Raw genomic sequence first — 25,334 nt, forward strand, 5'->3', positions numbered from 1 at the left:
CCGGGGTGAGCCCGGCGGGCTTCACCGCTCCGGCGCGACCGCGGGTGCCATCGCGGCGTTCGCCTCCGGGCGCGCCGACAGCCGATCCTTCAGCCGGAGGAACCACGACTCGAAGTGCCGGTGGCTCAGCCCCGCCACGCAGATCACCAGCGCCAGCGCCGCCGCGAAGGTGACCACGTCCGGTGCGCCGCCGGGCAGGGCGCGCCGGGCCGCGTTCACGCACAGCATGTGGAAGAGGTACATGCCGTAGCTGATGGTGCCGACGTACCGGAGGAACCGGTTCTCGAGCAGCCACCGCAGGCCGTGATCCGGGCGGATGGCGCACGCGGTCACGAGCAGCGCCATCGCGACGGCGAGGAGCAGGTGCGGGGTCCCCGCCGGGATGAGCAGCGCGACGAACACGGCGCCGGCGAGCGGCGCGCTCCAGGGCTGCCCGACGAACCGCGCCACGACGTCGAACGAGCGCCGGTGGTGGAGCGCGTAGGCGGCGAGGCAGCCCAGGCAGATCGGGCTCGCCACGCTGGCCACGATGCGGAGCGGCAGCCCGCCCGGAACGCCGGCGTGAGCCGCTTGCCGCGCGAGCTCGCCCAGGACCAGCAGCGCGGCCATGACGGCGGGCGGCGCCCAGCGGCGCGGCGCGAAGCGGACCACCGACGGCCACATCAGGTAGAACTGCTCCTCGGTCGCGAGCGACCAGGCGAAGTAGAAGATGACGCGCTCGCCCTGGCCGAGGTCCACGAACCAGTTCGAGGTGTAGGTAAGGAACGCGGGGAGGTTCGCCATGAACTGCTGGCCCGCGGGCGTCGCGCCCGCGAGCGCCGCCACGAGCAGGACGTAGAGGGCGATGACCGCGTAGTAGAGCGGGAAGATGCGGAGCGTGCGCCGGAGGTAGAACCCGCGGAGCGAGATGGTCCCGGTGCGGTCGCGCTCCCGCAGCAGCAGCGTGGTGATGAGGAGGCCGCTGATCGCGAAGAACAGGTCCACGCCGAGGTTCCCGCGACCGAGCAGGCCGCCGCGGTGGCCGCCGACGTGGTGCCACACGACCGGGATGATGGAGACGCCGCGGAGGCCGTCGAGCGATCCGAAGTACCTGCTGCGCAGGAAGTCGCCGTGCGCCATCGCGCCACCCCGAGGCATTCGCTGGCCGGGCCCGCCGGGCGTGCCAGATCGCCGGCCCCCCGCCGGCGTGAGCTCCGCCCGATCCGAGCGGACACCGTAGCACGGACCACGCAGGGTCTGCAGGCCGTCCTCGCGTGTCCTCCGGGCGCGGGGCTCGCGCGCGCGACGCTCGCCCGGAGAGACCTCGTCTCGGGGCGCGGCGCCGCGTCGTGCGGGCGCCGTCGATCGATCCGTGAGAGGGGAAGCCCCGGGCGCAGGGGGAGCAAGAAGTGGCTGGGGGGTTGCCTGCAACTCGCAGAGCCCCTGCGCGCCGGGAGGTCGAGAACCTAGTTTACTGAGCGTCCTCGCGCAAGCATTCGCGCGCGCGGACGCGACGATTGCGGTGGAGCACACGCGCACACATCACGATGGGTGACACACACGCATCGTGATGACGCGCCGGCGCGGCTACAGCGAGGCGAGGTCGATGACGAAGCGGTACCGCACGTCGCCGCGGATCATCCGCTCGTAGGCCTCGTTGATCTTCTCGATCGGGATCACCTCCACGTCCGAGACGACCTGCTTCTCGGCGCAGAAGTCCAGCATCTCCTGGGTCTCGGCGATGCCGCCGATGAGCGAGCCGGCCAGCGTGCGGCGGCCGCCGATGAGCGAGTGCGCGTGCAGCGGGGTGCGCTCGGGCGGCACGCCCACCAGCACCATCGCCCCGTCCACCTTCACCATGCCCAGGTACTTGTCGTAGTCGTGCGGCGCCGAGATGGTGTCGAGGACGAAGTCGAAGTGGTTGCGCAGCCGGCGGAAGGTGGCGTCGTCGCTGGTGAGCGCGAAGCCGCTCGCGCCGAGGCGGCGCGCGTCGGCCTCCTTGCGCGGCGAGGTGCTGAGCATGGTGACCTCCGCGCCCATGGCGGCGGCGAGCTTCACCGCCATGTGGCCGAGCCCGCCCAGGCCGACCACGCCGACCTTCTGGCCCGGCCCGACCTTCCAGTGGTGCAGCGGCGAGTAGGTGGTGATGCCGGCGCAGAGCAGCGGCGCCGCCGCGGCGAGGTCGAGCGACGGCGAGACCTTCAGCGCGAAGTCCTCGGTCACCACCACCTGCTTCGAGTAGCCGCCGTGCGTGGGCGTCCGGCGGTCCATCTCGGTGCTGTTGTACGTCCAGGCCGGGCCGCGCTCGCAGAACTGCTCGAGGTCGCGCCGGCACGGCTCGCAGGTGCGGCACGAGTCCACCAGGCAGCCGACGCCGGCGTGATCGCCGGGCCGGAAGCGCGTGACCTTCGCGCCGACGCGGGCGACACGGCCGACGATCTCGTGGCCGGGGACCATCGGGAAGGTGGCGCCGCCCCACTCGTCGCGCGCCTGGTGGATGTCCGAGTGGCAGACGCCGCAGTAGGCGATGTCGATGAGGATGTCGCGCTCGCCCACCTCGCGGCGCTCGACGGCATGGGGGACGAGGGGCGCGCCGGCGGCCGGGGCGGCCCAGGCCTTGACCTGAGTCATGTGGTGTTGCCTCCTGTTGACGATCTCGAGGGGGACGGATCTAGCGCGGGGCGCCCGCGCCGCAGCGAAATTCGCGCGACGCCGCGGCGGGCCGGGCGGGCTCGCCCGTCGGCGTGCGGCCGCCGGCCGCGCCGCCGGGCCGGGGAGCCTGGCCGGCGCGGGGACGCGGCGTTAGACGATCCGGATGGCCACCGAGCTGTGCCAGTACTGCGGCGTCGATCTGGACGAGGTGCCGCCCGCGCAGGAGACCGGCTGGCTGTACGGCGTGGAGTGCAGCCGCTGCCCGGCCGATCGCCGCCGCTCGCTGGTGCTGCCCCGCCGCGAGCGCGCCACCGAGCTGACGTGCCCGGGCTGCGGCGCGCGGCTCGCGCCCGCCGAGCAGCACCCCGACGTCCTGGTGGTGAAGCAGGTGACCTACGAGATCTGCAGCGCGTGCGGGGAGACCTGCGGGGTGGCCGCGATCCGCAAGGTGCGCGACGTGAGCGGCGGCACCATGTAGCGCCGGGTCGCGCGGCGCGCTCAGCGCCCGCGGAGCAGCTCGGCCACCGTCTCCGGCGCCTTGCGGGGCCGGACGTGCTGCTCCAGCCACCGCACGGTCTCGAACAGCGTCTCCTGCGGATCGCGCGCCGAGAACCCGAGCGCCTCCTCCGCCTTGCGCGAGTCGCAGTACCAGAAGTGCTCGCCCATCTCGACCGAGGGCGCGTCGATGGGCGCCTCGGCGCCGCGCCACCCGGAGAGCTTCTCGAGGAGCCGCGCCCCGGCGACGTTCAGGCCGCCGGGCAGCGCCAGCCGCGGCGCGGGCACGCCCGAGAGCCGCTCCAGCCGGCCGAAGAAGTCGCGGAAGCTCAGGTTCGCGCCGCCGAGCAGGTAGCGCTCGCCGGGCCGCCCGCGCTCGAGCGCCGCCGCGAACGCGCGGGCCGCGTCGCGCACGTCCACGAAGGAGAGCCCGCCGCTGGGCATGGCCGGGATGCGCCGCTCCAGGAACTTGAAGACGACGTCGGTGGAGGAGAGGCGGGTGTCGCCCGGGCCGAGCAGGAGCGACGGGTTCAGCACCACCACCGGGAGCCCGGTGTCGCGGTGGATCCGGAGCGCCGCCTTCTCCTGGAAGATCTTGGAGAGGTAGTAGGGCCAGCCCGCCACCGCGGCGATGGGGTAGGGGTCGGCCTCGGTGGCGACCCGCTCCTCCTTCGAGACGGCGATGGTGCCGGAGGTGGAGGCGAGGATCACCCGCCGCACGCCCGCGGCGACGCACGCCTCCAGCAGCCGCCGCGTGCCCTGCACGTGCAGCTCGTACAGGCGCGCCGGCTCGGCCGGATCGAAGTCCACCTGCCCGGCCAGGTGGAACACCGCGTCCACGCCGTCGAGCGCCGCCCGGACCGCCTCGGCGTCCTCGAGCGCGGCGCGGCGCACGTCGGCGCCGAGCGCCTCGGCCTCCGGCGCGGCCGAGCGCTGCAGCAGCCGGAGGCGGTGGCCGGCCCGCGCGAGCAGCGGGACGAGCGCGGCGCCGAGGAACCCGGTGCCGCCGGTGACGAGCAGGTTCACGCGTCCTCCGGGCGGCCGGGGTGGTGCCGCGGCGCCGGGCCGGCGTCGGGGGCGGCGGGCTCGGCCGCGGCGGTCGGCGTGCGCGCGGCCGGCGCGGCGGAGGCGGCGCCGGTGCGCTCGCCGGCAGGGGCGGGCGGCGCGCCCCCGTGCTCCTCGAGCCAGGCCTGGCGAAGGCCCTTCACCGCGGCCTCCATCACCTGGGTGGCCGCCCGGTAGGCGTCGCCCCGCGACAGGCCGGCGGTGCGCGCGCGCAGGTCGTCCACGCGGATGGGCTCGCCGAAGCGGACCTCGAGGTCGGCGCGGCGCGGCACGGCCCGGCCCGGGGGCAGCGCCTCGTGCGTGCCCGCCAGGTAGACCGGGAGGACGTCCACGTCGCACTGCAGCGCGAGGTAGCCGGCGGTCGGGTAGAACGCCCGCATCGCGCCGTCGCGCGTGCGCGTGCCCTCCGGGAAGATGAGCAGGTGGTAGCCGCGCCGGAGCGCCTCGGCGGCCGCGCGCAGGCTGGCCTTCAGCGCGCCGTCGCGCTCCATGGGGATGAGGTTGGTGAAGTTCTCGAAGTAGGCGCGCTTCAGCGCCGTGTCGAAGAAGTAGTCCTTCGCCGCCAGCGCGGCGAGGCGCCGCCCCTCGTCGCCGAGCGCCACCTTCACCAGGCCCATGTCGAGGTGGCTGGCGTGGTTCGCCACCACCAGCACGTTGCGGTCGTGGGGCACGTGCGCCGCGCCGATCACCCGCGCCTGGTAGAGGTCGCGGTACAGCGCGCGCTGGCCGGCCGAGAGCACCCGCCGGCCCAGCCGCGCCACCGTCGCGGGCACCGGGAGCTCGCCGTCGTCCTTCCCCGCGCCGGGCGCCTTCGCGGCGGGCGCCTCGCGCGCCGGCGCCCGCTCCTGGCCGCGGCGGGCCGCGCCGCCCACCGCCCGGGCCAGCTCGCCCGCGGTCTGCACCGCGTGCAGGCCCTCCAGCGCGGCCGCCGGCACGCCGGCCTCCTCCAGCGCCGCGGACAGCTCGGTGAGCATGAGCGAGTCCACCCCGAGCTCCGCCTGCAGGCGCGAGCCCGGCCCGATCTCGGCGCGCGGACGCCGGCACACCTCGGCCAGCAGGTCGAGCACCCAGCCCTCGCCCTGCGCGTCGCGCGCCTCCTCGCGGGCGCGCCGGCCCCGGGCCGCGGCGGCCTCGAGCCGCATCAGCTCCTCGCGCACCAGCGGCCGCTTCACCTTGCGGGTGGAGGTCTTCGGGAGGTCGCCCTCGAAGACGTGCCACACCTTGACGCGCTGGGGGAACGGCAGCGACGCCGAGACCGCGCGCACGTGCGCCTCCAGCGCGGCGCGGACCTCGGCGCGGTCGCGCTCGCCGTACTCCGGCACCACGATCATCGCGACCTTCTCGGCCGCGCCGTCGGGCAGCCCGACCACGCACAGCTCCTTCACCAGCGCGTCGTCGCGGTAGCGCTCCTCGACCTCGTCCGGGTAGACGTTCTTCCCGTTCGCGTCGATGATGACGTCCTTCTTGCGCCCGACCAGCGTGAGGTTGCCGTCCGCGTCGAGCTTGCCGAGATCGCCGGTGCGGAGCCAGCCGTCCTCGAGCACCTGCCCGCTGAGCGCGGGGTCCACCCCGGCGGCCTGCCCGCCCGGCGCGCCGCCGCGCCAGTAGCCCAGCATCACGTTCGGCCCGCGGGCCAGCACCTCGCCCACGCCGCTCGCGTCGGGGTCGGCGATGCGCAGCTCGATCCCGGGGAGCGCCGGCCCCACGCTGCCGGCGGGCGCGTCGCCGCCGGGCTTCGAGACCGCCAGCACCGGCGCGGCCTCGGTGAGCCCGTAGCCCTCGTACATGTCGAAGCCGAGCGCGCGGAACGCGTCCTGGACCTGCGGGTCGAGCGCCGAGCCGCCGGACACGAGCAGCCGCAGCCGCCCGCCGAAGCGGCGGTGCACCGGCCAGAACAGCGCCTTGCCCAGGTTCCACGCGAGCGCCGAGTCGCGCAGCGCCGCGTTGCCCTTCATGAGCCCGCGGAACGCCTGCTCCACCACGCCCGGCTTCGCGGCCAGCTCCTGGGTGATGCGCCGGTGCAGGAGCGCCCACAGCGCCGGCACGCCGATCATGGCGGTGACGCGGCCGGAGCCGAGCGCGTCGCCGATCCGGTCGGCGGTGAGCTCGTCGAGGTACTCCACCTCGGCGCCGCGCGAGAGCGGCACGAGCAGGCCGCAGGTGAACTCGAAGGTGTGGTGCAGCGGGAGCACCGACAGCATCCCGTCGCCGGGGCCGAGGTCGAACACCGTGACCAGCTTCGCGACCAGCGAGGCGAAGTTGCGGTGCGAGAGCATCACGCCCTTGGGCGTGCCGGTGGTGCCGCTCGTGAAGATGAGCGAGGCGAGGTCGTCCGGCGAGAGGCGGATCGACGGCACCTCCGGGCCGCCGCGCAGCGCCTCGCCCAGGGCGACCACCCGCGCCTCGGGCACCGCCGCGGCGGCGAGCGCGCCGAGGCCGGGCAGCGCGTCGGCCGCGTCGTCGGAGAGGAGCGCGAGGCGGGCGCCGGCGCTCCTCCAGAGGTTGGCCAGCTCCGGCTCGGAGAGCTTCGGGTCCACCGGCACCACCGCGGCGCCGGCGCGCAGGATGCCGAAGTACGCCACCGCCCACTCCGGCCGGTTCTCGCTCGCGAGCAGGACGCGGTCGCCCTTCACCACCCCGGCGGCGGCCAGGAACGCGGCCACGCGGCCGGAGAGCGCGTGCAGCTCGCCGTAGGTGAGGCGGTCCTTCGCGGCGCCCTCCAGGCGCAGCGCGGTGCGGTCCCGCCAGCGCTCGCAGGCGGAGTCGAGCAGCTCGAGCAGGTCGCGGTGCGCCTTGGGCGCGTGGACCCGCTTCTCCGCCTCCTCCTCCAGGCCGGGGAACACCCACTCCTCCATGCCCTTCAGGTGGACGTCGAGCCAGTAGGCGCGCCAGTCGAGCGCCTCGGGGTCCCAGGGGATGCGGGCGCGGTCGGCGGGCGAGAGGCGCTCCCGCAGCTCGCGCATGCCCGCGCACCGGAACACGTAGCGGTTGTCCCAGGTGAAGGGCAGGTACATCGCCCAGATCGCCTCGGTCTTCTCGAGCTGGCTGGTCAGCTCGTCGAGCGCCTCGCCCGCCCGGTGCGCCAGCGCGGTGAGCCGCGGCGCGCCCCAGGCCGGCGCCCGCTCGCGGAGCAGCTTGCCGGCGCCGCGCGCCAGCGCCGCCAGCGCGGGCGCGGAGAACGCCTCGTACTGCGCGCGCGTCACCGGGTACGGCTCGATGCGCGAGAGCAGCCGGTTCCAGGTGCGGTTGCCCTCCTCGCGCTCGCGGTAGAAGCGCCGCCGGTAGAGCGCGGTCAGCTCCACCGCGCGCCGGGCCCAGAGCGGGTTCACGTCGCCGGAGGCGAGGTGGAACACGCGGCCCCGCGCGGCGGCCGGGGCGCCGCGGCGCTCCTGCAGCTCGGCCGCCGCCGCGACGATCCCGGCGCAGACCAGGTCCACCGGGACGACGTCCAGGATGGCCTTCTCGGCGGCCGGGAAGGAGCGGTGCCCCTTCAACCCCATGAACGCGAGCGGCGCGCTGGTGGTGAAGCCCTCGTTCCAGCCCGGGAACGGGTAGCGGAGCGCGCTCTCCACGATCGAGGGGCGCACGATCGCGTACGGCACGCCGGCGGCCGCGATGGCCTGCTCGCCGAGCGACTTCGTGTACGTGTACGTGTTGGGCCAGCCCCAGTGCAGCGCGCGCGTCCGGCCGACCTCGACGAGCTGCTGCGAGACCCAGAGCCGCTTCTCGCGCCCGATGGCGAGCCGCAGCGCCTTCTCGTCGGCCGCGGCGCGCCCCTCCTCGCGGAGCCGCTCCAGGGCGCGCGCGCGGAACTCCGACTGGCGCACCCGGTCGTCGGCGAGCGCCCGGACCTCGGCGATGCGCCGGGCCGCGTCGGCGAGCTCGGTGTCGAGCGAGAAGTCGGCGCCGTCCAGCGCGGCCGCGCGCGGGCGGCCCTCCACGCCCTCGCGCCGCGGGAAGTAGCCGGCGATCTCCTCGTCCTCGAACACCACCCCGTCGCGGTTGCCGGCCACGAAGCAGGTGGAGACGTGCACCATGCCGGCGCCGGTGCGGCGGCACAGCTCCGCCGCGTGGCGCGCGCCGTCCACGTTGACGCCGAGCGCCAGCTCCAGGGAGGCGTCGAAGTCCACCAGCCCGGCGGAGTTGACCACCAGGTCGAGCCCGTCGAGCCGGGCCAGGTCGGCCTCCGACAGCCCGAGCAGCGGATCCGAGACGTCGCCCGCGAGCGGGACGCACTTCTCGCGCAGGAACGCGTCGAAGCCGACGCCGTGGCGCGCGCGGATCGGGTCGAACGGCCGGCTCGGCGCCACCTTGCCGAAGAAGCGGCCCTCGGCCGTGCCGCCCGCGCCCGGGCGGACCAGCACGAACACGCGCCCGACCTCGGGGTAGCGGTCGAGCAGCATCGACAGCGCGACCTTCCCCACGAACCCGGTGGCGCCGGTGACGAGCACCCGCCGCCCGGCCAGCAGCGCGGCGACGTCGAGCGCGGGAGGGCCGGCCGGCGCGCCGCCGGGGCGGGCCGGGTGCGGGGGGCCGTGGGGGCCGCGCGTCCTCTTGCCGTGGCCGCTCATCGGCTCAGCCCAGGTTCTGCGTCATGACGATGGGCGGGTGGTGCATCATGGTCACCTGGGCGCTCCGGCCGTGCTCGGAGCGGGCCATGTCGATGGCCTCGGAGAGCGTCTCGGCGGTGTCCCAGCCCATCAGCCGCGGCACCTGCGCGTTGTCCGCGCCCACCGCGATGATGCGGCCCATGTGCTGGCGCCCGTTCTCGCCCCAGTACCACATGAAGAACGGGTGGGCCCCGTGGTACGCGTGGCCGGTCCGGTACAGGTGGACGTAGGTCGGGTTCTCGGCGAACTCGCGCTCGTACTTCGCCTCGAGCACCTTCGCGTCGCGGGTCTCGGGCAGCAGCCGGTGGAAGAACTCGATGTAGCTCGGGTGCGCCACCGGGTCGAACACGTCGGTGCAGGGGTGCGCGAGGATGAGCGTCCCGCCCGGCTTGAGCAGCGGCTTGCCGCGGTAGAAGTTGAAGAAGTACCCGCAGGCCATCACCTGGACCAGCAGCGGGTTCAGGATCGAGTTCACGTTGTACGGGGAGACGAACGGGATCCCGTACACCAGCACGTCGGCCTGGTAGTCCACGTCCACCGCGTACTGGGCCCAGCTCGCCTTCAGGATCTTCGCGTGCGTGGGCTCGGTGACGCCGGCGGCCACCGCGATGATGTCGTAGGCGGCGGGCACGGCCTGGAAGATCTTCCGCTTGGCCGCGGCGGGCAGCCCCTTCAGCGCGGCGCGCAGCGCGGCGAGCTTCAGCCGGTCGGTCTCGCCGAACGCCTCCTCGCGCTTCATGAGGAAGTCCATCGGGCCGTCGAACATGCGGTTGTTGACGGTGGTCTCGATGTGGAAGACCTTCAGCGATCGGTCGATGTAGCGCCCGATGCGGTCCACCGAGCGGTGCATCTCCGAGCGCTCGGGGTCCATGTACGAGTGGCTCTTGCGGATGTGGTGCGGCGTGTGGTGCGCCTTCACGCCCTCGTAGTTCGTGAGCCCGGTGCCGACCGACTTGTGCCCGCCGTCCATGGGCACGAAGTTCACGTTCACGTAGATGAGCAGGTCGGACTCGGCGGCGCGCCGGTTGATGATGACCTTCTCGCCGTGCTCGGTGGTGCCCAGCGTCACCAGGCCGTCGGGGTCCTCGGCGTCGTGGTTGTAGTAGCGGTCCGGGTAGAACGCGTCGAAGATCTCCGCGCCCACCATCCGCTTCATCTCCGCCTCGGTCATGTGGCGGTGCAGCGCCACCGCGACGACGAGGTGGACGTCGTCCACGCCGGACTCCGCCAGCAGCGGCAGGATCACCTCCAGCACCTGCTGGCGCACGTCGGGCGTGCGCATCGGCGGAAGCGGCAGCGAGATGTCGTCGAGCGCGATGGTGACCTTCATGCCCGGGCGCAGCATGGCGTGGAGCGGCTCGCACCCCTCCGGCCGGTTGATGGCGCTCCGGATGGCCGCCTTCACGTTGGGCAGCCCCTCCACCGGCGGCTTCGGGTAGATCACCCGCGTCCCGACCGGCAGGTCCTCCACCAGCAGGTCCTCGCCGGAGAAGAGCACGCGCGGCGGCGAGTCGCGGTCGATGGTGACGATCTGCTCGGTCGCCTCGTAGAAGCGGGAGAGGCTCCGCGGCTCGCGCATGGTGTCTCAACCCTCCGTGGTGCGCAGGACGGGCCACTCGTAGGCCCGGGCGACGCGGGCGAGCCGCGCGTCCGGGTTGACCGCCGCGGGGTGGCCCACCACCGCGAGCATGGGGTAGTCGGAGAAGGAGTCCGAGTACGCGAAGCTCTTCTCGAGCGCCACGCCGTTCCGCACGCACCAGTCGCGGATCACCAGCGCCTTGTGCGCACCCTCGATGATGGGCGGCACGACGCGCCCGGTGGCGACGCCCTGCACGAAGCGCATCCGGTTGGCGATGAGGTCGTCGGCGCCGAGGTGCTCGGACAGGCGCCGCACGGTGAAGTCGAGCGCGCCGGTGACGAACACCACCCGGCAGCCGGCGCGCCGCGCCTCGTCCACCAGCCGGCGCGAGCCGGGGTGCACCGCCGGCTTCAGCACGTCCTCGAACAGCTCGGTCGCGAGCGTCTCCAGCCGGTCCTCGCTCTGGCCGCGGTAGTACGCGTAGAACAGCTCGTTGAACGCCTTCCGGTTCACCCGGTCCGCGGCCATGAAGAGGGGCACGGACAGGAGCGTGCGGGCGGTCTGCCAGGCGGTGCCGAGGATCGTCCCCTGGTTCATCGCGTAGAACGCGAACGCGTGCACGATGTTCGTGCGCACGAGCGTCCCGTCGATGTCGAAGAACGCAGCCTTGCCCGGATCCGCCATGACCCGCGAGGCATACGCAATGGACGACCCGGTTGGCAAGGGCGTAGCGGGGGCTTCGAACGCCTACAGCCACCCGGCGGCGCGATACCAGGCGGCCGCCCGCGTCATCGACGCGGCGAGTGAAGTCGTCGCCTCGAAGCCGAGCCGCTCGCGCGCCTTCGACGCGTCGCACACCCAGCCCGGCGCGAGCACCTGCGCGACCAGCTTCGAGCCGACCGGCAGCCGGCGCCCGAGCGCGCGGCCCACCGCGTCACCGGCGCGCCCGACCCCGCGCAGCAGCGCCTCCGGCACCGGCAGGCGGCGCGCCCGCACGCCGAGCGCCCGCGCCGCCTCCTCCATCAGCCCTCGCGCCGTGACCGGCTCCGGCGCCGCCAGGAAGAACGCCTCCCCGCGGGCCGCGTCGCGATCGGCGAGCAGCAGCAGCCCGCGGGCGCAGTCGTCCACGTCGATCCAGGACAGCGGGCGGTCGCCCAGGTCGAGCGCGAGCCCGGCCCGGGCGATCCGGAAGAACAGCAGGTTCTCCCGGTCGCCGGGGCCCATGATGCGGGGCGGCCGCGCGATGGCGACCGGGAGCTGCCCCGCGAAAGAGAGCGCCTCGCGCTCCGCCTCGGCCTTGGACGCACCGTACGGCTCGACCGGCGCGAGCGGCGCGTCCTCGCGGACGGGCTCCCGCGACGGCGCGCAGGCGGCCCGCGAGCCGGCCAGCACGAAGCGCCGGAGCCCGGGCGCGCGCTCCACGCACGCCTCCAGCGCGAGCCGGGTCGAGCCGGCGTTCACCCGCAGGAACTCCGCCGGGTCGGCGGCGCGCCGCACGCCCGCGAGGTGGAACACGAGCTCCTGCCCCGCCACGGCGGCGCGGAGCGCGCGCGGGTCGGTGACGTCCCCGACCATCACCTCGGCGCCGGCCTCGGCGAGCGCCTCCGAAGGGCGGCGGACCAGCGCGCGCACGCGGTCGCCGCGGGCGGCCAGCGCGCGCACGAGCGCCATGCCGAGGAAGCCGCCGGCGCCGGTGACGAGGGCTCGCATGGACGCCCGGATGTGAACCACGCGACCCGGCGCCCGTCAACCCGGCCGAGGGGCGGCGCCACCCCCCTTGTCCCCCGGCGGTCGCGCGCCCCAGCTTTGATTCGGACCCGGACGGGAGGTCCGTCGGGGAAGGGGGAGGGGCGATGAGATACCTGAGGGCGCTGGTGGCGGTGGTGGCGCTGGCGGTGGTGGCCCAGGCCGCCCGGGCGGACGACGACGTCTACGTGCGACGCCACGCAAACCCGATGGGCACGGTGGCGCGCGACACCATCGCGGGCGGCGTGGCCGGCTCCGCGGTGGCGGGCGGGATCATCCTCTACAACATGGGGATCCAGGATCACTCGGACTACGACTGGGGCCGCACGCTGGCCTGGGGCGCGCTGATCGGCGCCGGCGTGGGCCTGCTGTGGGGCATCGTGGACGTGTCCACCGCCCCGGACTACGCGATGCGAACGGCGGCGGTGGGGGCGCCGGTGCGCGACGGGCAGTCGCTCACCATGGACGTCCGCCGGCGGGACCAGTCGCGGCAGGAGACGTTCTCGCTGGTGAGCGGACGGTTCTGAGGCGTCGCTGCCGGGCGCGGGGAGGAGGGCCCCCGCGCCCGGCGGCCGATCCGCCGCCCGGTCGCACGATGGGTCGCGCCGCCGGCGGCGCTCGATTATCCTCGCGCGCGCCATGCCCACGCTCGCGCGCTCCGTGTGCCCCTTCGACTGTCCCGATGCCTGTGGCCTGCTCGTCGAGGTCGAGGACGGGCGCGCGGTGAAGGTCCGGGGCGACCCGGAGCACCCGTACTCGCAGGGCACCCTGTGCCCGAAGATGAACGGCTACGACCGGACGGTGCACTCGCCGGACCGGCTCACCCATCCTCTGATCCGCACCGGCCCGAAGGGCGCCGGGGCGTTCCGGCGCGCGACCTGGGACGAGGCCGTCGCGCTCGTGGCCGCGCGCTGGAAGGAGATCCTCGCCGCAGAGGGCGGGGAGGCGATCCTGCCGTACTCGTACGCCGGATCGATGGGCCTGGTGCAGCGGAACGCCGGCTTCCCGTTCTTCCACCGCCTGGGCGCGTCGCGGCTGGCCCGCACCATCTGCACGCCGGCCCAGGACGCCGGCTGGACCGCGGTGATGGGCGCCACCTCGGGCCCGGATCCGGACACGGTGCTCGGCTCGGACCTGGTGGTGCTCTGGGGCATCAACGCGGTCGCGACGAGCATCCACTTCGCCCAGCGGGCGCGCGAGGCGCGGCGGCGCGGCGCGCGGGTGCTGCTGGTGGACACCTACCGGACCGACACCGCCGCCGTCGCGGACGAGGTGATCCTGGTCCGGCCCGGCTCCGACGGCATGCTCGCGCTCGGGCTCGTCCACGTGCTCGCGCGCGAGGGGCTGGCCGACGAGGCGTTCCTGGCGAGCGAGACCGTCGGGTGGCCGGAGCTGAAGGCGGTCGCGCTCGCGGAGTGCCCGCCGGACGCGGTCGCGGCGGCGACCGGGCTCGCGCCGGAGGCGATCGTGGCGCTGGCGCGGACGCTGGCGCGGGCGCGCGCGCCGTTCTTCCGGATCGGCGGCGGCCCCTCGCGCTACGGCAACGGCGCCATGACCGTCCGCAGCGTGGTCGCGCTCGCGGCGGTGCTGGGGGCGCTCGGCCGCGAGGGCGGCGGCTGCCTCACCTCCACCGCCTCGTCGCAGGCGTTCGACCTCTCCCCGGTGCGCCGCGAGGACCTGCTCCCGCGCCCGGTGCGCGAGGTGAACATGAACCGGCTGGGCTGGGCGCTGAACGAGCTGCGCGACCCGCCCATCCGCTCGATGTACGTGTGGTGCTCGAACCCGGCCGCGGTCGCGCCCGACCAGAACGCGGTGCTGCGCGGGCTCTCGCGCGAGGACCTGTTCCTGGTGGTGCACGAGCGCTTCCTCACCGACACCGCGCGCCACGCGGACGTGGTCCTGCCGGCGACCACCTCGCTCGAGCACCTCGACGTCTACCGCTCCTACGGGCACTACACGGTCCAGCGGGCCGAGCCGGCCATCCCGCCGCTCGGCGAGGCGAAGCCGAACTGGGAGGTCTTCCAGCTCCTCGCCGCGGCCATGGGCTTCGACGAGCCGGTGTTCCGGACCAGCGCCGCCGAGCTGGCCGACCAGCTGCTCGCGCAGCGGTCGGCGTGGTGGGACGGCGTGGATCGCTCCCGGCTCGCGGAGGGGAAGGCGGTCCGCCTCGCGCCGCCGCCCGGCCCGCGCTGGCGCACCGCCTCCGGCCGCATCGAGCTCGCGAACCCGGCGCTGCGCGAGCGGGTGCCGCGGCCGATCGCGCCGCACGCGGACGGCGACCCGCTGCCGCTGAAGCTCGTCACCGCGCCCGCGCTCTACACGCTCAACTCCACCTTCCAGGAGCGGCCCGAGCTGCGCGCCAAGGCCGGCGGCATGCAGCTCCGGCTCGCGCCCTCGGAGGCCGCCGCGCGCGGGCTCTCCGACGGCCAGCGGGTGGTGGCCTGGAACGGCCTCGGCGAGGCGGCGTTCGTGCTGCGGGTCGAGGAGGGCGTGCCGCCCGGCGTGGCGGTGGCCGCCGGCGTGTTCTGGCTCGCGCACGCCCCGGGCGCACGGAACGTGAACGCGCTCACCTCGCAGCGGCTCACCGACGAGGCGGGCGGCTCCACCTTCTACGACAACCGCGTGGACGTCCGGGCGGCCTAGGCCGACCCGGGGCCCCGACCCAATCCGAACCGCTCCGCCCTGCGCCGGCTCTCGCCCGGACGGGCGAGCCATGCGTCCACGGGTAGACGAGCCGGGGCGAGACCTTGGGCCGCGGATGTTCTCGCGGGCCTTTGTGGTTTCATGATCGGCACCAGGAAGGGTAGCTGCTCCCCATTTTTGCCGATCGGACGCCCTCTCCTGTATCTTGCGCGCGATCATTTCCCGTTTCTCGGGAAGGAATGGGCACATGAACGACTATCGGTACGACTACCGGACCGTCCAGGGGTTCATCCTCTCGGCGATGTTCTGGGGCGTCGTCGGGATCCTGCTCGGGCTCCTCATCAGCGTGCAGCTGTGGGCGCCCGCCGCGAACTTCGCGCCGTACCTGACCTACGGTCGGCTGCGCCCGGTGCACACCAACGGCCTGATCTTCGGCCTGGGCGTGGGCGCCATCTTCGGCCTCTTCTATTACATCACCATGCGGCTCTGTAAGCGGCCGCTGCTGTTCCCGCGCCTCGCGCGCGTGCAGCTCTGGCTGTTCAACGCCGGCATCGTGGCCGCCGCGGTGTCGCTGCTGCTCGGCCAGACGCAGTCGCTCGAGTACGCCGAGCTGGAGTGGCCGCTCGACCTCGCCATCGTGGTGCTGTGGGTGATGCTGGCGGTGAACGTCTTCGGCACGATCCTGAAGCGGCGCGAGGAGCAGATGTACGTGTCGCTCTGGTACATCGTCGCGACCGTCATCACCATCGCGATCCTCTACGTCGTCAACAACCTCGCGGTGCCGGTGAGCCTGGGCAAGAGCTACCCGCTGTTCGCCGGGGTGAACTCCGCCAACGTGCAGTGGTGGTACGGGCACAACGCGGTCGGCTTCCTGCTCACCACGCCGATCCTGGCGATGTTCTACTACTTCCTCCCGAAGTCCACCGGGCTGCCCATCTACAGCCACCGGCTCTCCATCGTCGCGTTCTGGTCGCTGATCTTCGCGTACCTGTGGACCGGCGCGCACCACCTCGTCTACACGCCGCTGCCGGACTGGATCCAGACGCTCGCCATCGTGTTCACGATGTTCCTCATCGCGCCGTCGTGGGGCTCGGTGGTGAACGGCTACTACACGGTGGGCCAGGACTGGACCAGGATGCGGTCCAACTACCTCACCAAGTTCTTCATCCTCGGCATCACCTTCTACGGCCTGCAGACGGTGCAGGGGCCGACGCAGGGCCTCCGCGTCGTGTCGCAGCTCATCCACTTCACCGACTGGGTCCCCGGCCACGTGCACATGGGCACGATGGGCTGGGTGACCATGATCATCTGCGCGTCCATCTACTACGTGGTGCCGCGCATCAACGGGACCGAGCTCTACTCGGAGAAGCTCGCCAACGTTCACTTCTGGCTGGTGCTGGTGGGCCAGCTCCTGTTCTCGATCACGATGTGGATCACCGGCATCCGGCAGGGCTGGATGTGGAAGGCCACCGACGAGGCCGGCAAGCTCGAGTACACGTTCATGGACGGGGTGATCGGGAACTATCCGTACTGGCACACGCGCACGCTGGCCGGGATCATCTTCGCCGCGGGCATGGTGGTGTTCGTCTACAACGTGCTCATGACCATCCGGAAGGGGAGGGCGGCGCAGGCGGCCGCCGGCTCGGCCCCGACCACGGTGGCGGCGTAGGAGGGGATGACCATGAGTGAATCCAGCATCTACCGCAAGCCGGTGGCGTTCGCGGCGCTCGCGACCGTGGTGGTCCTCGCCGGCACCATCGCCACCATGGCGTACCCGATGCTCCGCCCGGAGCTGCACCCGAAGGTCGAGGGGCTGAAGCCGCTCTCGCCGCTGGAGCTGGCGGGGCGCGACGTCTACCAGCGGGAGGGCTGCGTGAACTGCCACACGCAGACCGTCCGCCCGCTGAAGAGCGAGGTGGTCCGCTACAAGGGCAACCGCGCGCCGGAGCCGTCCGGCCAGTACTCGCTGGCCGGCGAGTTCGCCTACGACCACCCGTTCCTGTGGGGCTCGAAGCGCACCGGCCCGGACCTCGCGTTCGAGGGCTGGATCAAGCCGTCGAAGGACTGGCACTACGCGCACTTCGAGGACCCGCAGAAGGTGGTGCCGCGCTCCAACATGCCGAAGTACGCGTTCCTGCGTCGCAACGCGCTCGAGGCCGCGAAGGTCCAGGCCAGCATGCGCGGGCTGCGCACGCTGGGCGTGCCGTACACCGACGCGGACCTCGCGGCGGTGCCCGCCGTGGTCGAGGGGAAGACCGAGCTGGACGCGCTGGTCGCGTACACCGTCTCGCTCGGCAAGGCGGTGAACCGCGCCGCGGCCGGCGGCGGCGAGGTGGACCTGGAGGCGCCGAACCCGTTCGCGACGGACGTGGCCGCGATCGCCAAGGGCAAGGCGCTGTTCGACGCGAACGCCTGCTCGGCGTGCCACGGCGACGAGGCGCAGGGGCAGGAGGGCGTGGCCCCGAACCTCATCGACGATCGGTTCCTGGGCGCCTCGCCCGACCTGCCCGACGCGGCGTACTTCGCCATGATCAAGGGCGGCAGCGACGCGAAGAAGGCGCTGGGCCGGCCCGGCGTGCCGGACGGCGGCATGGCGGCGTTCGGCGGGGACCTGTCCGACGACGACATCTGGGCGATCGTCGCGTGGCTCCGGAACCAGAAGGCGCACGAGGCGGCCGAGGGCCACCCCGGCGGCCACTAGGAGGCGCACCATGGCCGAAGAGCTGGACGACCTGACGAAGTTCGAGGCGAAGGGCACGTCCCACCACCTGCCGGTGGGCTGGCTGGCGCTGTTCTGGGGGCTGATCGTCTTCGGCGCCTACTACTACTGGGCGTACAGCCCTGCGCTGGGCGGCTGGTCGCAGGCGAAGGACCTCGAGACGGGGGGCGCCAGCTCCGGCGCGAACCTGCTCTGGACCATCGCGTTCACCGCCGTCCCGGCGCTGGTGGCGATCTGGATGGGCCTCACGCAGAAGAAGAAGGCGCGCTAGCGGAGGGCCCGATGGGAAGCCAGGAGCTCGCCTACACGGTCTTCGGCGGCACGATGTGCGTGGCGCTGCTGGGGATCATCGTCTTCTACTACTCGCGGAGGCGGAAGGACCGGGTGGAGGAGGCGAAGTACAAGATGCTCGAGGATGACGACGACTAGGCGGTTCCAGAGGTGGCGGCGCATCGCGGGGGCAGCCCAGGCACTCATCGTGCTGGGGCTGCCCTTCGTGTCCGTCGGCGGCGAGAGCGCCCTGCGGCTCGACGTGCCCGCGGGCCGCCTGCACGCGTTCGGCGCCTCGTACGGCGTGGACGAGATGTTCGTGGTGCTCGCCGCCACGCTCGCGCTCACCGCCGCGCTCCTGCTCGTGACGCTGCTGTTCGGCCGCGTCTGGTGCGGGTGGTCGTGCCCGCAGACGCTGCTCGGCGACCTCACCGCCTGGGTGGAGCCGGAGCGCCGCAAGCGCCCGCGCCGCTGGCGGCGGCCGCTCGGCTTCGCGGCGGTGGCGATCGTGTCCGCGGTCGCCTCGGCCAACCTGGTCTGGTACTTCGTGCCGCCGGGGGAGTTCTTCCGGCGGCTGGCCGCGGGGGCCCTCGGCCCGGTGGTGGCCGGCTCCTGGGCGGCCGGGTTCGCGGTGCTGTTCCTCGACCTCGCCTTCCTGCGGCAGCGCTTCTGCGCCACCGCCTGTCCGTACGCGAAGCTGCAGGGCGTCCTGTTCGACCGCAGCACGCTGGTGGTGGCCTACGACGCCGGGCGCGCCGCCGACTGCGTGGACTGCGGCGCCTGCGTGCGGGTGTGCCCCACCGGCATCGACATCCGGCACGGGCTGCAGATGGAGTGCATCGCCTGCGCGGCGTGCATCGACGCGTGCGAGCCGGTGATGCGCAGGCTGCGGCGCGCGCCGGACCTCGTCGGCTACTTCTACGGCGAGCCCGGCGGGCGGCCGCGCCTGGCCCGCCCCGCGGCCCTGCTGCTCGCCGGCGTCACCGCGGCCACGCTGGCGGTGCTGGTCGCGACCGTGGCCGGGCGCGCGCCGCTCGGGCTCACGGTGCTCGGCGACGAGGCCTACGCTCCGCGCCGCACGCCCGACGGCAGGGTGCTGAACGCGCTCTCGGTCGGGCTCGAGAACCGCGGCCGGCGGCCGGTGGAGGTGGAGCTGGCGCTGGAGCCGGGCGCCGGCGCCGAGGCCGAGCTGCGCCCGGCGCGCGTCGCGCTCGCCGCCGGCGAGCGCCGCCGGGTGCGCGTGCTCGCCGCCGTGCGCGGGCTGCCGGACGGGCGCAGCGCGGCCCGCGTCGTCGCCCGCCCGCTGCCGGAGGGCGCCGCCCCCGGCGAGCTCGCCTCGGCGGCCGTCTCCCTCGTCGCACCGGAGGTGAAGTGAAGCCCGTCATCGCCCTCGCCGTCCTGGCCGCGCTCGGCGCGGTGGGCGGCACCATCTGGATCGGCAGCCTGGTCCGCGAGGACACCGTGGTGGCCCAGCCCTACGAGGAGGGGCTGGAGTACGACCGCGAGCGGCGCGGGCGCGAGGCGCTCGGCTGGAGCGTGGAGGTCGCGCCGGCGGCCGGTCCCGGCGCGCTCGCGTTCGCGCTCCGCGACCGCGCCGGCCGCCCGCTGGACGGCGCCGAGGTGGCGCTCACCGTGGGCCGGCCGGACAGCGGGCGCGGGCAGTGGACCGCCGCCGCGCGGCCGCGCGAGGGCGGCGGCTACGCGGCCGACCTGGCCTTCCCGGCGCCGGGGCCGTGGGAGATCCGCTTCGACGTGCGCCGCGGGACCGATCGCGTGCGCCTGACGCGCACGGTGGAGGCGCCCGCCGCCGCGCCCGCCTGCGACCTCGCCGCGGGGCCGTGCACCGTCGAGCTCGGCGGCGCCGCGGTGACGGTGGAGCTCGCGCCGCGCCCGCCGCGCGCGCTCGCCGACCTCCGGGTGCTCGCCGACGTCCGCGCCGGCGGCGCGCCGGTGGACGGCGCAGCGCTCTCGGTGCGCTTCGGCATGAAGGGCATGGAGATGTTCCCGGCCGAGGCGCGGCTCGCGCCGGCCGGCCCGGGGCGCTACCAGGGCCAGACCGTGCTGGTCCGCTGCCCGAGCGGCCGCACCGACTGGACCGCCACCGTGTCCCTCGCGCGCCCCGGCGCGCCGGGCGCCACCGCCGAGCTGGGGTTCAAGGCCGCCGAGTGACCGCCGCGCTCGCCACCGCGCTCGCCACCGGGCTCCTCGGCGGCTTCGGCCACTGCCTCGGCATGTGCGGGCCGCTGGTGGGCGCGTTCGCGCTCGCGGCCGGGCCGCGCGGCACCGGGCGCGCGCTGCAGGGGCAGCTCGCGTACCACGCCGGGCGCATCACCACGTACGCGCTGGTCGGCGCGGCGATGGGGCTCACCGGCTCGTTCTTGAACCTGGCCGGACGGCTCGCCGGCGTGGCCGCGGTGGCCTCGGTGCTCGCCGGCGCGCTCATGATCGCGATGGGGCTGGGCGCGGCGGGGCTGAGCCTGACGGTGAAGCGGCTCGAGGCGCGCGCGGCCGGGCGCGTCTCGGCGCTGGCGCGCGGCCTGCTCGAGGGCGGCGGCGCGGGGCGGCTCTACCCGGTGGGCCTGGTGCTGGGGCTCCTGCCCTGCGGCCTCTCCTGGTCGCTGTTCGTGGGCGCGGCCGGCACCGGCAGCGCGGGGCAGGGCTTCCTGCTGGCGCTCGCGTTCGGGGTGGCGACGCTCCCGGCGCTGCTGCTGGCCGGGGCGGCGGCGACGCTGGTCGGCGCGCGCGCCCGCGGCGTCCTGTACCGGGCCGGCGGCGTGCTGGTGATCGCGCTCGGCGTCCTGTTCCTGCTGCGCGGGCTCGGCGTCGATGCGCTGTGATCACTGCCTGCTCGAGTTCCCCGAGCGCGAGGCGGTCCGGGCCGAGGTGGCCGGGGCGCCGCGGGTGTTCTGCTGCGCGGGGTGCCGCGGCGTCTTCGAGCTGATCCAGGGGGAGGGGCTCGGCGCCTACTACGACAGCCGCCGCTGGACCGAGGTGGGCCCGCAGGCGGCGGGCGCGCTCGACCTGGCCGCGTTCCGCGAGGCGGTGCGCGAGGCGCACGGCGCGGCCGAGCTGGACGTGGCCATCGACGGCATCCGCTGCGCGTCCTGCGTCTGGCTGAACGAGAAGCTGCTGCAGCGGACGCCGGGCGTGCTCACGGCGCGGGTGAACTACGCCACGCACCGGGCCCGCATCCGCTTCGACCCGGCGGCGGTCGGCCTGGAGCGCGTGCTCGGGCGCATCCAGGCCGCCGGCTACCAGCCCAAGCCGTGGTCCGACGCGGAGCAGCTCCAGGCGCGGCGGGCCGAGGCGAAGGACCTGCTCGTCCGGCTCGGGACCGCGCTGTTCCTCGCCTCGCAGCTCATGATCTACCAGGCGGCCCTCTACGCCGGGTACTTCCAGGGCATCGACGCGCCGACGCGCCGGCTGATGGAGTGGATCTCGCTCGGCCTCACGCTGCCGGTGGTCTTCTACTCCGGCGCGCCGTTCCTGCGCGCCACCGGGCGCGGGCTGCGCCACCTGCGCTTCAACATGGACTCGCTGGTGGTGATCGGCTCGCTCTCCGCGCTCGCCTACAGCGTGTACGGCATGCTGCGCGGCGGCGAGGTCTACTTCGACACCGCCGCCATGATCCCGACGCTGGTGCTGGTCGGGCGCTACGTGGAGGCGGCGGCGAAGGGGCGCGCCTCCGAGGCGGTGGCGCGGCTCGCCAGCCTCGCGCCGCGCGAGGCCCGCCGGCTGGAGCCGGGCCCCGGCGGCCGCGCGGAGCGGCGGGCGGTCGCGGTCGCGGAGATCCGGCCGGGCGACCGGATCGAGGTCGTCCCGGGCGAGCGGATCCCGCTCGACGGCGTGGTGCGCGAGGGCGCCTCCGAGGTGGACGAGTCGCTCGTGACCGGCGAGTCGCGCCCGGTGGCGAAGTCCGCGGGCGCCGCGGTGATCGGCGGCACCGTCAACCAGCACGGCGCGCTGGTCGTGGAGGTGACGCGGGTGGGCAAGGACACGGTGCTCGCCGGGATCGTCCGCGCGGTGGAGGAGGCGCAGGCGCAGAAGCCGCGCATCCAGGCGGTGGCGGACCGGGTGGTGGGCGGGTTCGTGCCGGCCATGCTGGTGCTGGCGGCGCTCACGGTCGTGGCCTGGCTCGCGCGCGGCGCGCCGGTCGAGCGGGCGCTCATGACCGGCATCTCGGTGGTGGTGATCGCCTGCCCGTGCGCGCTGGGCCTCGCAACGCCCATCGCGGTGCTGATCTCGACCGGCCTCGCCAGCGCGCGCGGGCTGCTCGTGAAGGGCGGCGACGTGGTGGAGCGGGCGGGCCGCGCCACCGACGTCCTGCTCGACAAGACCGGGACGGTGACGCGCGGGCGCCCGGCGCTCCGCGCGCTCGTCCCGCTCGAGCCCGGGGTCGGCGCGGACGAGGCGCTGGCGCTGGCCGCGGCGGTGGAGCGGCGCAGCGAGCACCACGTCGGGCGGGCCGTGGCCGAGGCCGCGCGGGCGCTCCCGGCGGGCGCCGAGCCGGAGGCGGCCGGGTTCCGCGCGGTGCCCGGGCGCGGGGTCGTCGCCGAGGTGGGCGGCGCCGAGGTGCTGGTGGGCAACCGCACGCTGCTGGCGGAGCGCGGGGTGTCGCTCGCGCCGGAGGCGGACGCGCGGGCGCGCGAGCTGGAGGCGAGCGGCGACACGGTGGCGTTCCTGGCCCGCGGCGGCCGCCCGCTCGCGCTCGTGGCGGTGGCGGACCCGATCCGCGAGGAGGCCCCGGCGGCCATCGCGGCGCTGCGCGGGCTCGGGCTGCGCGTCGCGATCGTGAGCGGCGACGGCCGGATCACCACCGGCGCGGTGGCGGCGGCGCTCGGGGTCGAGGCGGTCGCCGAGGCCTCGCCGGTGCAGAAGCGCGAGGCGGTGGCGGCGCGGCAGCGGGAGGGACGGCGGGTGCTGTTCGCCGGCGACGGCATCAACGACGCGCCCGCGCTGACCCAGGCCGAGGTGGGCGCGGCCATGGGGCGCGGCACCGACGTCACCATGGAGAGCGCCGACGCGGTGCTGGTGCGGGACGACCTCCGGCTGCTGCCGGACCTGGTGCGGCTGTCGCGCCGGACCTACGCCGTCATCCGCCAGAACGTGTTCTGGGCGTTCTTCTACAACGCGGTCGCGATCCCGCTCGCCATGGCCGGCCTGCTCCACCCCATCGTCGCGGCCGGCGCCATGGCCGCCAGCTCGCTGTTCGTGGTCGCGAACTCGGCGCGGCTCCGGCGGGCCCTGTAAGAGGAGGAGCGCCCATGGGCACCCTCGGCTTCCTCATCGTCCTGTCGCTGTCGCTCGGGGTCGCCGCCTGGCTGTTCTTCCTCTGGTCGGTGAAGAGCGGCCAGTACGACGATCCGGAGGGTCCGAAGTACCGGATGCTGGACGACGACGACGAGCCGCGCGGCCGGCCGCAGCCCCCGCCGGCGCCGGAGGCGGGCGATCCGGACCGCGAGCGCTAGCGGGCGCCCGCTCGCTCCGGACCAATGTGGACCGGTCAGGTCCCGAAAAGCGGCGTGCTTCCGCGATGTTCGGCGGGTGGGCGCGGCTGACACCTGCATGCGGTCGTGCTATACGGCATCGCTTTTTCCGATCTTTCCACCCGCACCCAGATCCGAAGGAGGAGCCCTGTGATCGAGGCGTACCTGAAGCACGAGGCCGAGCGGAAGGCCCAGGGGATCCCGCCGAAGCCCCTCGACCCCGAGCAGACGAAGGGGCTGGTCCAGCTCCTCGAGGCGCCGCCGAAGGGCCAGGAGGCGTTCCTCCTCGGGCTGCTGCGCGACCGCGTGTCGCCCGGCGTGGACCCGGCCGCCGAGGTGAAGGCGAAGTTCCTCGCCGACGTGGTCTCCGGCGCGAAGAGGTGCCCGCTCGTCTCGCGCAAGGAGGCGGTGGAGCTGCTCGGCACGATGATGGGCGGCTACAACGTGCCGCCGCTCGTCGCCGCGCTGAAGGACGCGGAGCTGGCCGGCGCGGCCGCGAAGGCGCTCTCGCACACCACCTACGTCTACGCCGCGTTCGACGACGTGCTGGCGCTCTCCAAGACGAACGCCGCCGCGAAGTCGGTGGTGGACGCCTGGGCCAAGGCCGAGTGGTTCTCGTCGCGCCCCGGCGTGCCCGAGACGGTCAAGGTCAAGATCTTCAAGGTGGACGGCGAGATCAACACCGACGACTTCTCGCCCGCCGGCGACGCCTCCACCCGCCCGGACATCCCGCTCCACGCGCTGGCCATGGGCAAGACCCGCTTCCCGGGCGGCCTGAAGACCATCGCCGAGTTCCGCGCCCAGGGCTTCCAGGTCGCGTTCGTGGGCGACGTGGTCGGCACCGGCTCCTCCCGCAAGTCGGCCTGCAACTCGGTCCTGTGGGCCATCGGCGAGGACATCCCGTTCGTGCCGAACAAGCGGCGCGGCGGCGTGATCATCGGCGGCGTCATCGCCCCCATCTTCTTCAACACCGCGCAGGACTCGGGCGCGCTGCCCATCCGCACCGACGTCACGAAGCTGAAGACCGGCGACGTGGTGGTGATCGACACGAAGAAGGGCGAGGTCCGCACCGAGCAGGGCGAGGTGCTCTCCACCTTCAAGCTCGAGCCGGTCACCGTGCCGGACGAGTTCCGCGCCGGCGGCCGCATCCCGCTCATCATCGGGCGCGCGCTCACCGACAAGGCCCGCAAGGCGCTCGGGCTGAAGGAGATCGACCTGTTCGCGGTGGCGAAGAACCCGCAGCCGAAGGCCGGCCAGGGCTACTCGCTCGCGCAGAAGATGGTCGGCAAGGCGTGCGGCATCGCCGGCGCGCTGCCCGGCGGCTACTACGAGCCGAAGATGACCACGGTCGGCTCGCAGGACACCACCGGCCCGATGACCGCCGACGAGCTGAAGGAGCTCGCCTGCCTGAAGTTCCAGGCGCCCATGGTGATGCAGTCGTTCTGCCACACCGCGGCCTACCCGAAGCCGGCCGACGTGAAGATGCACGGCGCGCTGCCGTCCTTCATCCAGCAGCGCGGCGGCGTGGCGCTCCGCCCCGGCGACGGCGTGATCCACTCCTGGCTGAACCGCCTCCTGCTCCCCGACACGGTGGGCACCGGCGGCGACTCGCACACCCGCTTCCCCATCGGCATCTCCTTCCCGGCCGGCTCCGGCCTGGTGGCGTTCGGCGCGGCGCTCGGCTTCATGCCGCTCGACATGCCGGAGAGCGTGCTGGTGCGGTTCAAGGGCAAGCTCAACCCGGGCATCACGCTCCGTGACGTGGTGAACGCGATCCCGTACTGGGCCATCAAGCAGGGCCTGCTGACCGTCCCGAAGAAGAACAAGAAGAACGTCTTCAACGGCCGGATCCTGGAGATGGAGGGCCTGCCCGACCTGACCGTGGAGCAGGCGTTCGAGCTGACCGACGCGGCGGCGGAGCGCAGCGCCGCGGCGGCCGCGGTGGACCTCTCGGAGAAGAGCGTCGCGACGTACCTCCGCTCCAACGTGGCGCTGATGCGGAAGATGATCGCCGACGGGTACGGCGACAAGGCGGCGCTGGAGGCGCGCATCTCGGCGGTGGAGGCCTGGCTCGCGAAGCCGGAGCTGCT

At 74.2% G+C, this 25,334-nt stretch carries 20 protein-coding genes (1 of these 20 only partly in view); 13 read left to right on the forward strand and 7 right to left on the reverse strand.

Annotated features, from left to right (window positions below):
- Nucleotides 1-21 precede the first annotated feature (21 nt).
- Nucleotides 22-1,119 (reverse strand): acyltransferase family protein, encoded by a 1,098-nt coding sequence (locus ADEH_RS05965; RefSeq protein ID WP_011420218.1) that lies wholly within the window; start codon nt 1,117-1,119, stop codon nt 22-24.
- 447 nt (nt 1,120-1,566) lie between these two features.
- Nucleotides 1,567-2,610: an NAD(P)-dependent alcohol dehydrogenase gene (locus ADEH_RS05970; RefSeq protein ID WP_011420219.1), complete on the reverse strand. Its 1,044-nt coding sequence runs from the start codon at nt 2,608-2,610 to the stop codon at nt 1,567-1,569.
- Nucleotides 2,611-2,794: 184 nt separating this feature from the next.
- Here ADEH_RS05970 and ADEH_RS05975 point away from each other — a divergent pair, with 184 nt between their 5' ends.
- Complete coding sequence (locus tag ADEH_RS05975; RefSeq protein WP_011420220.1) at nt 2,795-3,109, forward strand: hypothetical protein; 315 nt, start codon at nt 2,795-2,797, stop codon at nt 3,107-3,109.
- Nucleotides 3,110-3,129: 20 nt separating this feature from the next.
- Here ADEH_RS05975 and ADEH_RS05980 read toward each other — a convergent pair whose 3' ends face one another.
- The 5 genes from ADEH_RS05980 to ADEH_RS06000 form a co-directional block, all read right to left on the reverse strand.
- Nucleotides 3,130-4,152 (reverse strand): NAD-dependent epimerase/dehydratase family protein, encoded by a 1,023-nt coding sequence (locus ADEH_RS05980; protein WP_011420221.1) that lies wholly within the window; start codon nt 4,150-4,152, stop codon nt 3,130-3,132.
- A complete protein-coding gene (locus ADEH_RS05985; protein WP_011420222.1) occupies nt 4,149-8,762 on the reverse strand; it encodes an AMP-binding protein in 4,614 nt (1,537 codons plus the stop codon). The genes ADEH_RS05980 and ADEH_RS05985 overlap by 4 nt, the downstream gene beginning before the upstream one ends.
- 4 nt (nt 8,763-8,766) lie before the next feature.
- Nucleotides 8,767-10,380 carry a lactate racemase domain-containing protein gene (locus ADEH_RS05990; protein WP_011420223.1) on the reverse strand — a complete coding sequence of 538 codons (1,614 nt, stop codon included), beginning with the start codon at nt 10,378-10,380 and terminating at the stop codon, nt 8,767-8,769.
- A gap of 6 nt (nt 10,381-10,386) precedes the next feature.
- Nucleotides 10,387-11,064, reverse strand: coding sequence for an HAD family hydrolase (locus tag ADEH_RS05995; RefSeq protein WP_011420224.1), 678 nt, complete (start codon nt 11,062-11,064; stop codon nt 10,387-10,389).
- Between the two features lie 63 nt (nt 11,065-11,127).
- Complete coding sequence (locus ADEH_RS06000; RefSeq protein ID WP_011420225.1) at nt 11,128-12,090, reverse strand: NAD-dependent epimerase/dehydratase family protein; 963 nt, start codon at nt 12,088-12,090, stop codon at nt 11,128-11,130.
- Nucleotides 12,091-12,233: 143 nt separating this feature from the next.
- Between ADEH_RS06000 and ADEH_RS06005 the strand changes: the two genes are divergently transcribed.
- The 12 genes from ADEH_RS06005 to acnB all read left to right on the forward strand — a co-directional run.
- Complete coding sequence (locus ADEH_RS06005) at nt 12,234-12,653, forward strand: hypothetical protein (protein WP_011420226.1); 420 nt, start codon at nt 12,234-12,236, stop codon at nt 12,651-12,653.
- 112 nt (nt 12,654-12,765) lie between these two features.
- Complete coding sequence (locus ADEH_RS06010; RefSeq protein WP_011420227.1) at nt 12,766-14,769, forward strand: molybdopterin oxidoreductase family protein; 2,004 nt, start codon at nt 12,766-12,768, stop codon at nt 14,767-14,769.
- Between the two features lie 247 nt (nt 14,770-15,016).
- On the forward strand, nt 15,017-16,438 hold the full coding sequence (locus tag ADEH_RS06015; protein WP_011420228.1) for a cbb3-type cytochrome c oxidase subunit I: 1,422 nt from the start codon (nt 15,017-15,019) through the stop codon (nt 16,436-16,438).
- A 12-nt stretch (nt 16,439-16,450) separates the two neighbouring features.
- Nucleotides 16,451-17,470, forward strand: coding sequence for a cbb3-type cytochrome c oxidase subunit II (locus ADEH_RS06020; protein WP_011420229.1), 1,020 nt, complete (start codon nt 16,451-16,453; stop codon nt 17,468-17,470).
- A 10-nt stretch (nt 17,471-17,480) separates the two neighbouring features.
- Nucleotides 17,481-17,759 carry a hypothetical protein gene (locus tag ADEH_RS06025; RefSeq protein WP_011420230.1) on the forward strand — a complete coding sequence of 93 codons (279 nt, stop codon included), beginning with the start codon at nt 17,481-17,483 and terminating at the stop codon, nt 17,757-17,759.
- A gap of 11 nt (nt 17,760-17,770) precedes the next feature.
- Nucleotides 17,771-17,917, forward strand: a complete 147-nt coding sequence (locus ADEH_RS22985) for an LPXTG cell wall anchor domain-containing protein (RefSeq protein WP_085931177.1) — start codon at nt 17,771-17,773, stop codon at nt 17,915-17,917.
- The gene (locus tag ADEH_RS06030; RefSeq protein ID WP_011420231.1) at nt 17,904-19,133 is read left to right on the forward strand and encodes a 4Fe-4S dicluster domain-containing protein; all 1,230 of its coding nucleotides are present in this window, start codon (nt 17,904-17,906) and stop codon (nt 19,131-19,133) included. Before ADEH_RS22985 ends, ADEH_RS06030 begins: the two co-directional genes overlap by 14 nt.
- Nucleotides 19,130-19,927: a FixH family protein gene (locus ADEH_RS06035; RefSeq protein WP_011420232.1), complete on the forward strand. Its 798-nt coding sequence runs from the start codon at nt 19,130-19,132 to the stop codon at nt 19,925-19,927. Before ADEH_RS06030 ends, ADEH_RS06035 begins: the two co-directional genes overlap by 4 nt.
- The gene (locus tag ADEH_RS06040) at nt 19,924-20,595 is read left to right on the forward strand and encodes a sulfite exporter TauE/SafE family protein (protein ID WP_011420233.1); all 672 of its coding nucleotides are present in this window, start codon (nt 19,924-19,926) and stop codon (nt 20,593-20,595) included. The genes ADEH_RS06035 and ADEH_RS06040 overlap by 4 nt, the downstream gene beginning before the upstream one ends.
- On the forward strand, nt 20,585-23,008 hold the full coding sequence (locus ADEH_RS06045; RefSeq protein WP_011420234.1) for a heavy metal translocating P-type ATPase: 2,424 nt from the start codon (nt 20,585-20,587) through the stop codon (nt 23,006-23,008). Before ADEH_RS06040 ends, ADEH_RS06045 begins: the two co-directional genes overlap by 11 nt.
- Before the next feature lie 14 nt (nt 23,009-23,022).
- Entirely contained in the window at nt 23,023-23,226 is a 204-nt protein-coding gene (gene ccoS / locus ADEH_RS06050; protein ID WP_011420235.1) for a cbb3-type cytochrome oxidase assembly protein CcoS, read from the forward strand.
- A 168-nt stretch (nt 23,227-23,394) separates the two neighbouring features.
- Nucleotides 23,395-25,334 carry the 5' portion of a bifunctional aconitate hydratase 2/2-methylisocitrate dehydratase gene (gene acnB, locus ADEH_RS06055; RefSeq protein WP_011420236.1) on the forward strand. 610 nt of this gene lie beyond the right edge of the window, so only the first 1,940 of its 2,550 coding nucleotides appear in the window; the start codon lies at nt 23,395-23,397; its stop codon lies off the right edge, out of view.

The organism is Anaeromyxobacter dehalogenans 2CP-C, from assembly GCF_000013385.1.
GTDB lineage: Bacteria > Myxococcota > Myxococcia > Myxococcales > Anaeromyxobacteraceae > Anaeromyxobacter > Anaeromyxobacter dehalogenans_B.

Bases quoted from the DNA above. Each gene is read 5' to 3' on its own strand.
- ADEH_RS05965 (WP_011420218.1), bottom strand. From the start codon at position 1,119: ATGGCGCACGGCGACTTCCTGCGCAGCAGGTACTTCGGATCGCTCGAC.
- ADEH_RS05970 (WP_011420219.1), bottom strand. From the start codon at position 2,610: ATGACTCAGGTCAAGGCCTGGGCCGCCCCGGCCGCCGGCGCGCCCCTC.
- ADEH_RS05975 (WP_011420220.1), top strand. From the start codon at position 2,795: ATGGCCACCGAGCTGTGCCAGTACTGCGGCGTCGATCTGGACGAGGTG.
- ADEH_RS05985 (WP_011420222.1), bottom strand. From the start codon at position 8,762: ATGAGCGGCCACGGCAAGAGGACGCGCGGCCCCCACGGCCCCCCGCAC.
- ADEH_RS05990 (WP_011420223.1), bottom strand. From the start codon at position 10,380: ATGCGCGAGCCGCGGAGCCTCTCCCGCTTCTACGAGGCGACCGAGCAG.
- ADEH_RS05995 (WP_011420224.1), bottom strand. From the start codon at position 11,064: ATGGCGGATCCGGGCAAGGCTGCGTTCTTCGACATCGACGGGACGCTC.
- ADEH_RS06000 (WP_011420225.1), bottom strand. From the start codon at position 12,090: ATGCGAGCCCTCGTCACCGGCGCCGGCGGCTTCCTCGGCATGGCGCTC.
- ADEH_RS06005 (WP_011420226.1), top strand. From the start codon at position 12,234: ATGAGATACCTGAGGGCGCTGGTGGCGGTGGTGGCGCTGGCGGTGGTG.
- ADEH_RS06010 (WP_011420227.1), top strand. From the start codon at position 12,766: ATGCCCACGCTCGCGCGCTCCGTGTGCCCCTTCGACTGTCCCGATGCC.
- ADEH_RS06015 (WP_011420228.1), top strand. From the start codon at position 15,017: ATGAACGACTATCGGTACGACTACCGGACCGTCCAGGGGTTCATCCTC.
- ADEH_RS06020 (WP_011420229.1), top strand. From the start codon at position 16,451: ATGAGTGAATCCAGCATCTACCGCAAGCCGGTGGCGTTCGCGGCGCTC.
- ADEH_RS06025 (WP_011420230.1), top strand. From the start codon at position 17,481: ATGGCCGAAGAGCTGGACGACCTGACGAAGTTCGAGGCGAAGGGCACG.
- ADEH_RS22985 (WP_085931177.1), top strand. From the start codon at position 17,771: ATGGGAAGCCAGGAGCTCGCCTACACGGTCTTCGGCGGCACGATGTGC.
- ADEH_RS06030 (WP_011420231.1), top strand. From the start codon at position 17,904: ATGACGACGACTAGGCGGTTCCAGAGGTGGCGGCGCATCGCGGGGGCA.
- ADEH_RS06045 (WP_011420234.1), top strand. From the start codon at position 20,585: ATGCGCTGTGATCACTGCCTGCTCGAGTTCCCCGAGCGCGAGGCGGTC.
- ccoS (WP_011420235.1), top strand. From the start codon at position 23,023: ATGGGCACCCTCGGCTTCCTCATCGTCCTGTCGCTGTCGCTCGGGGTC.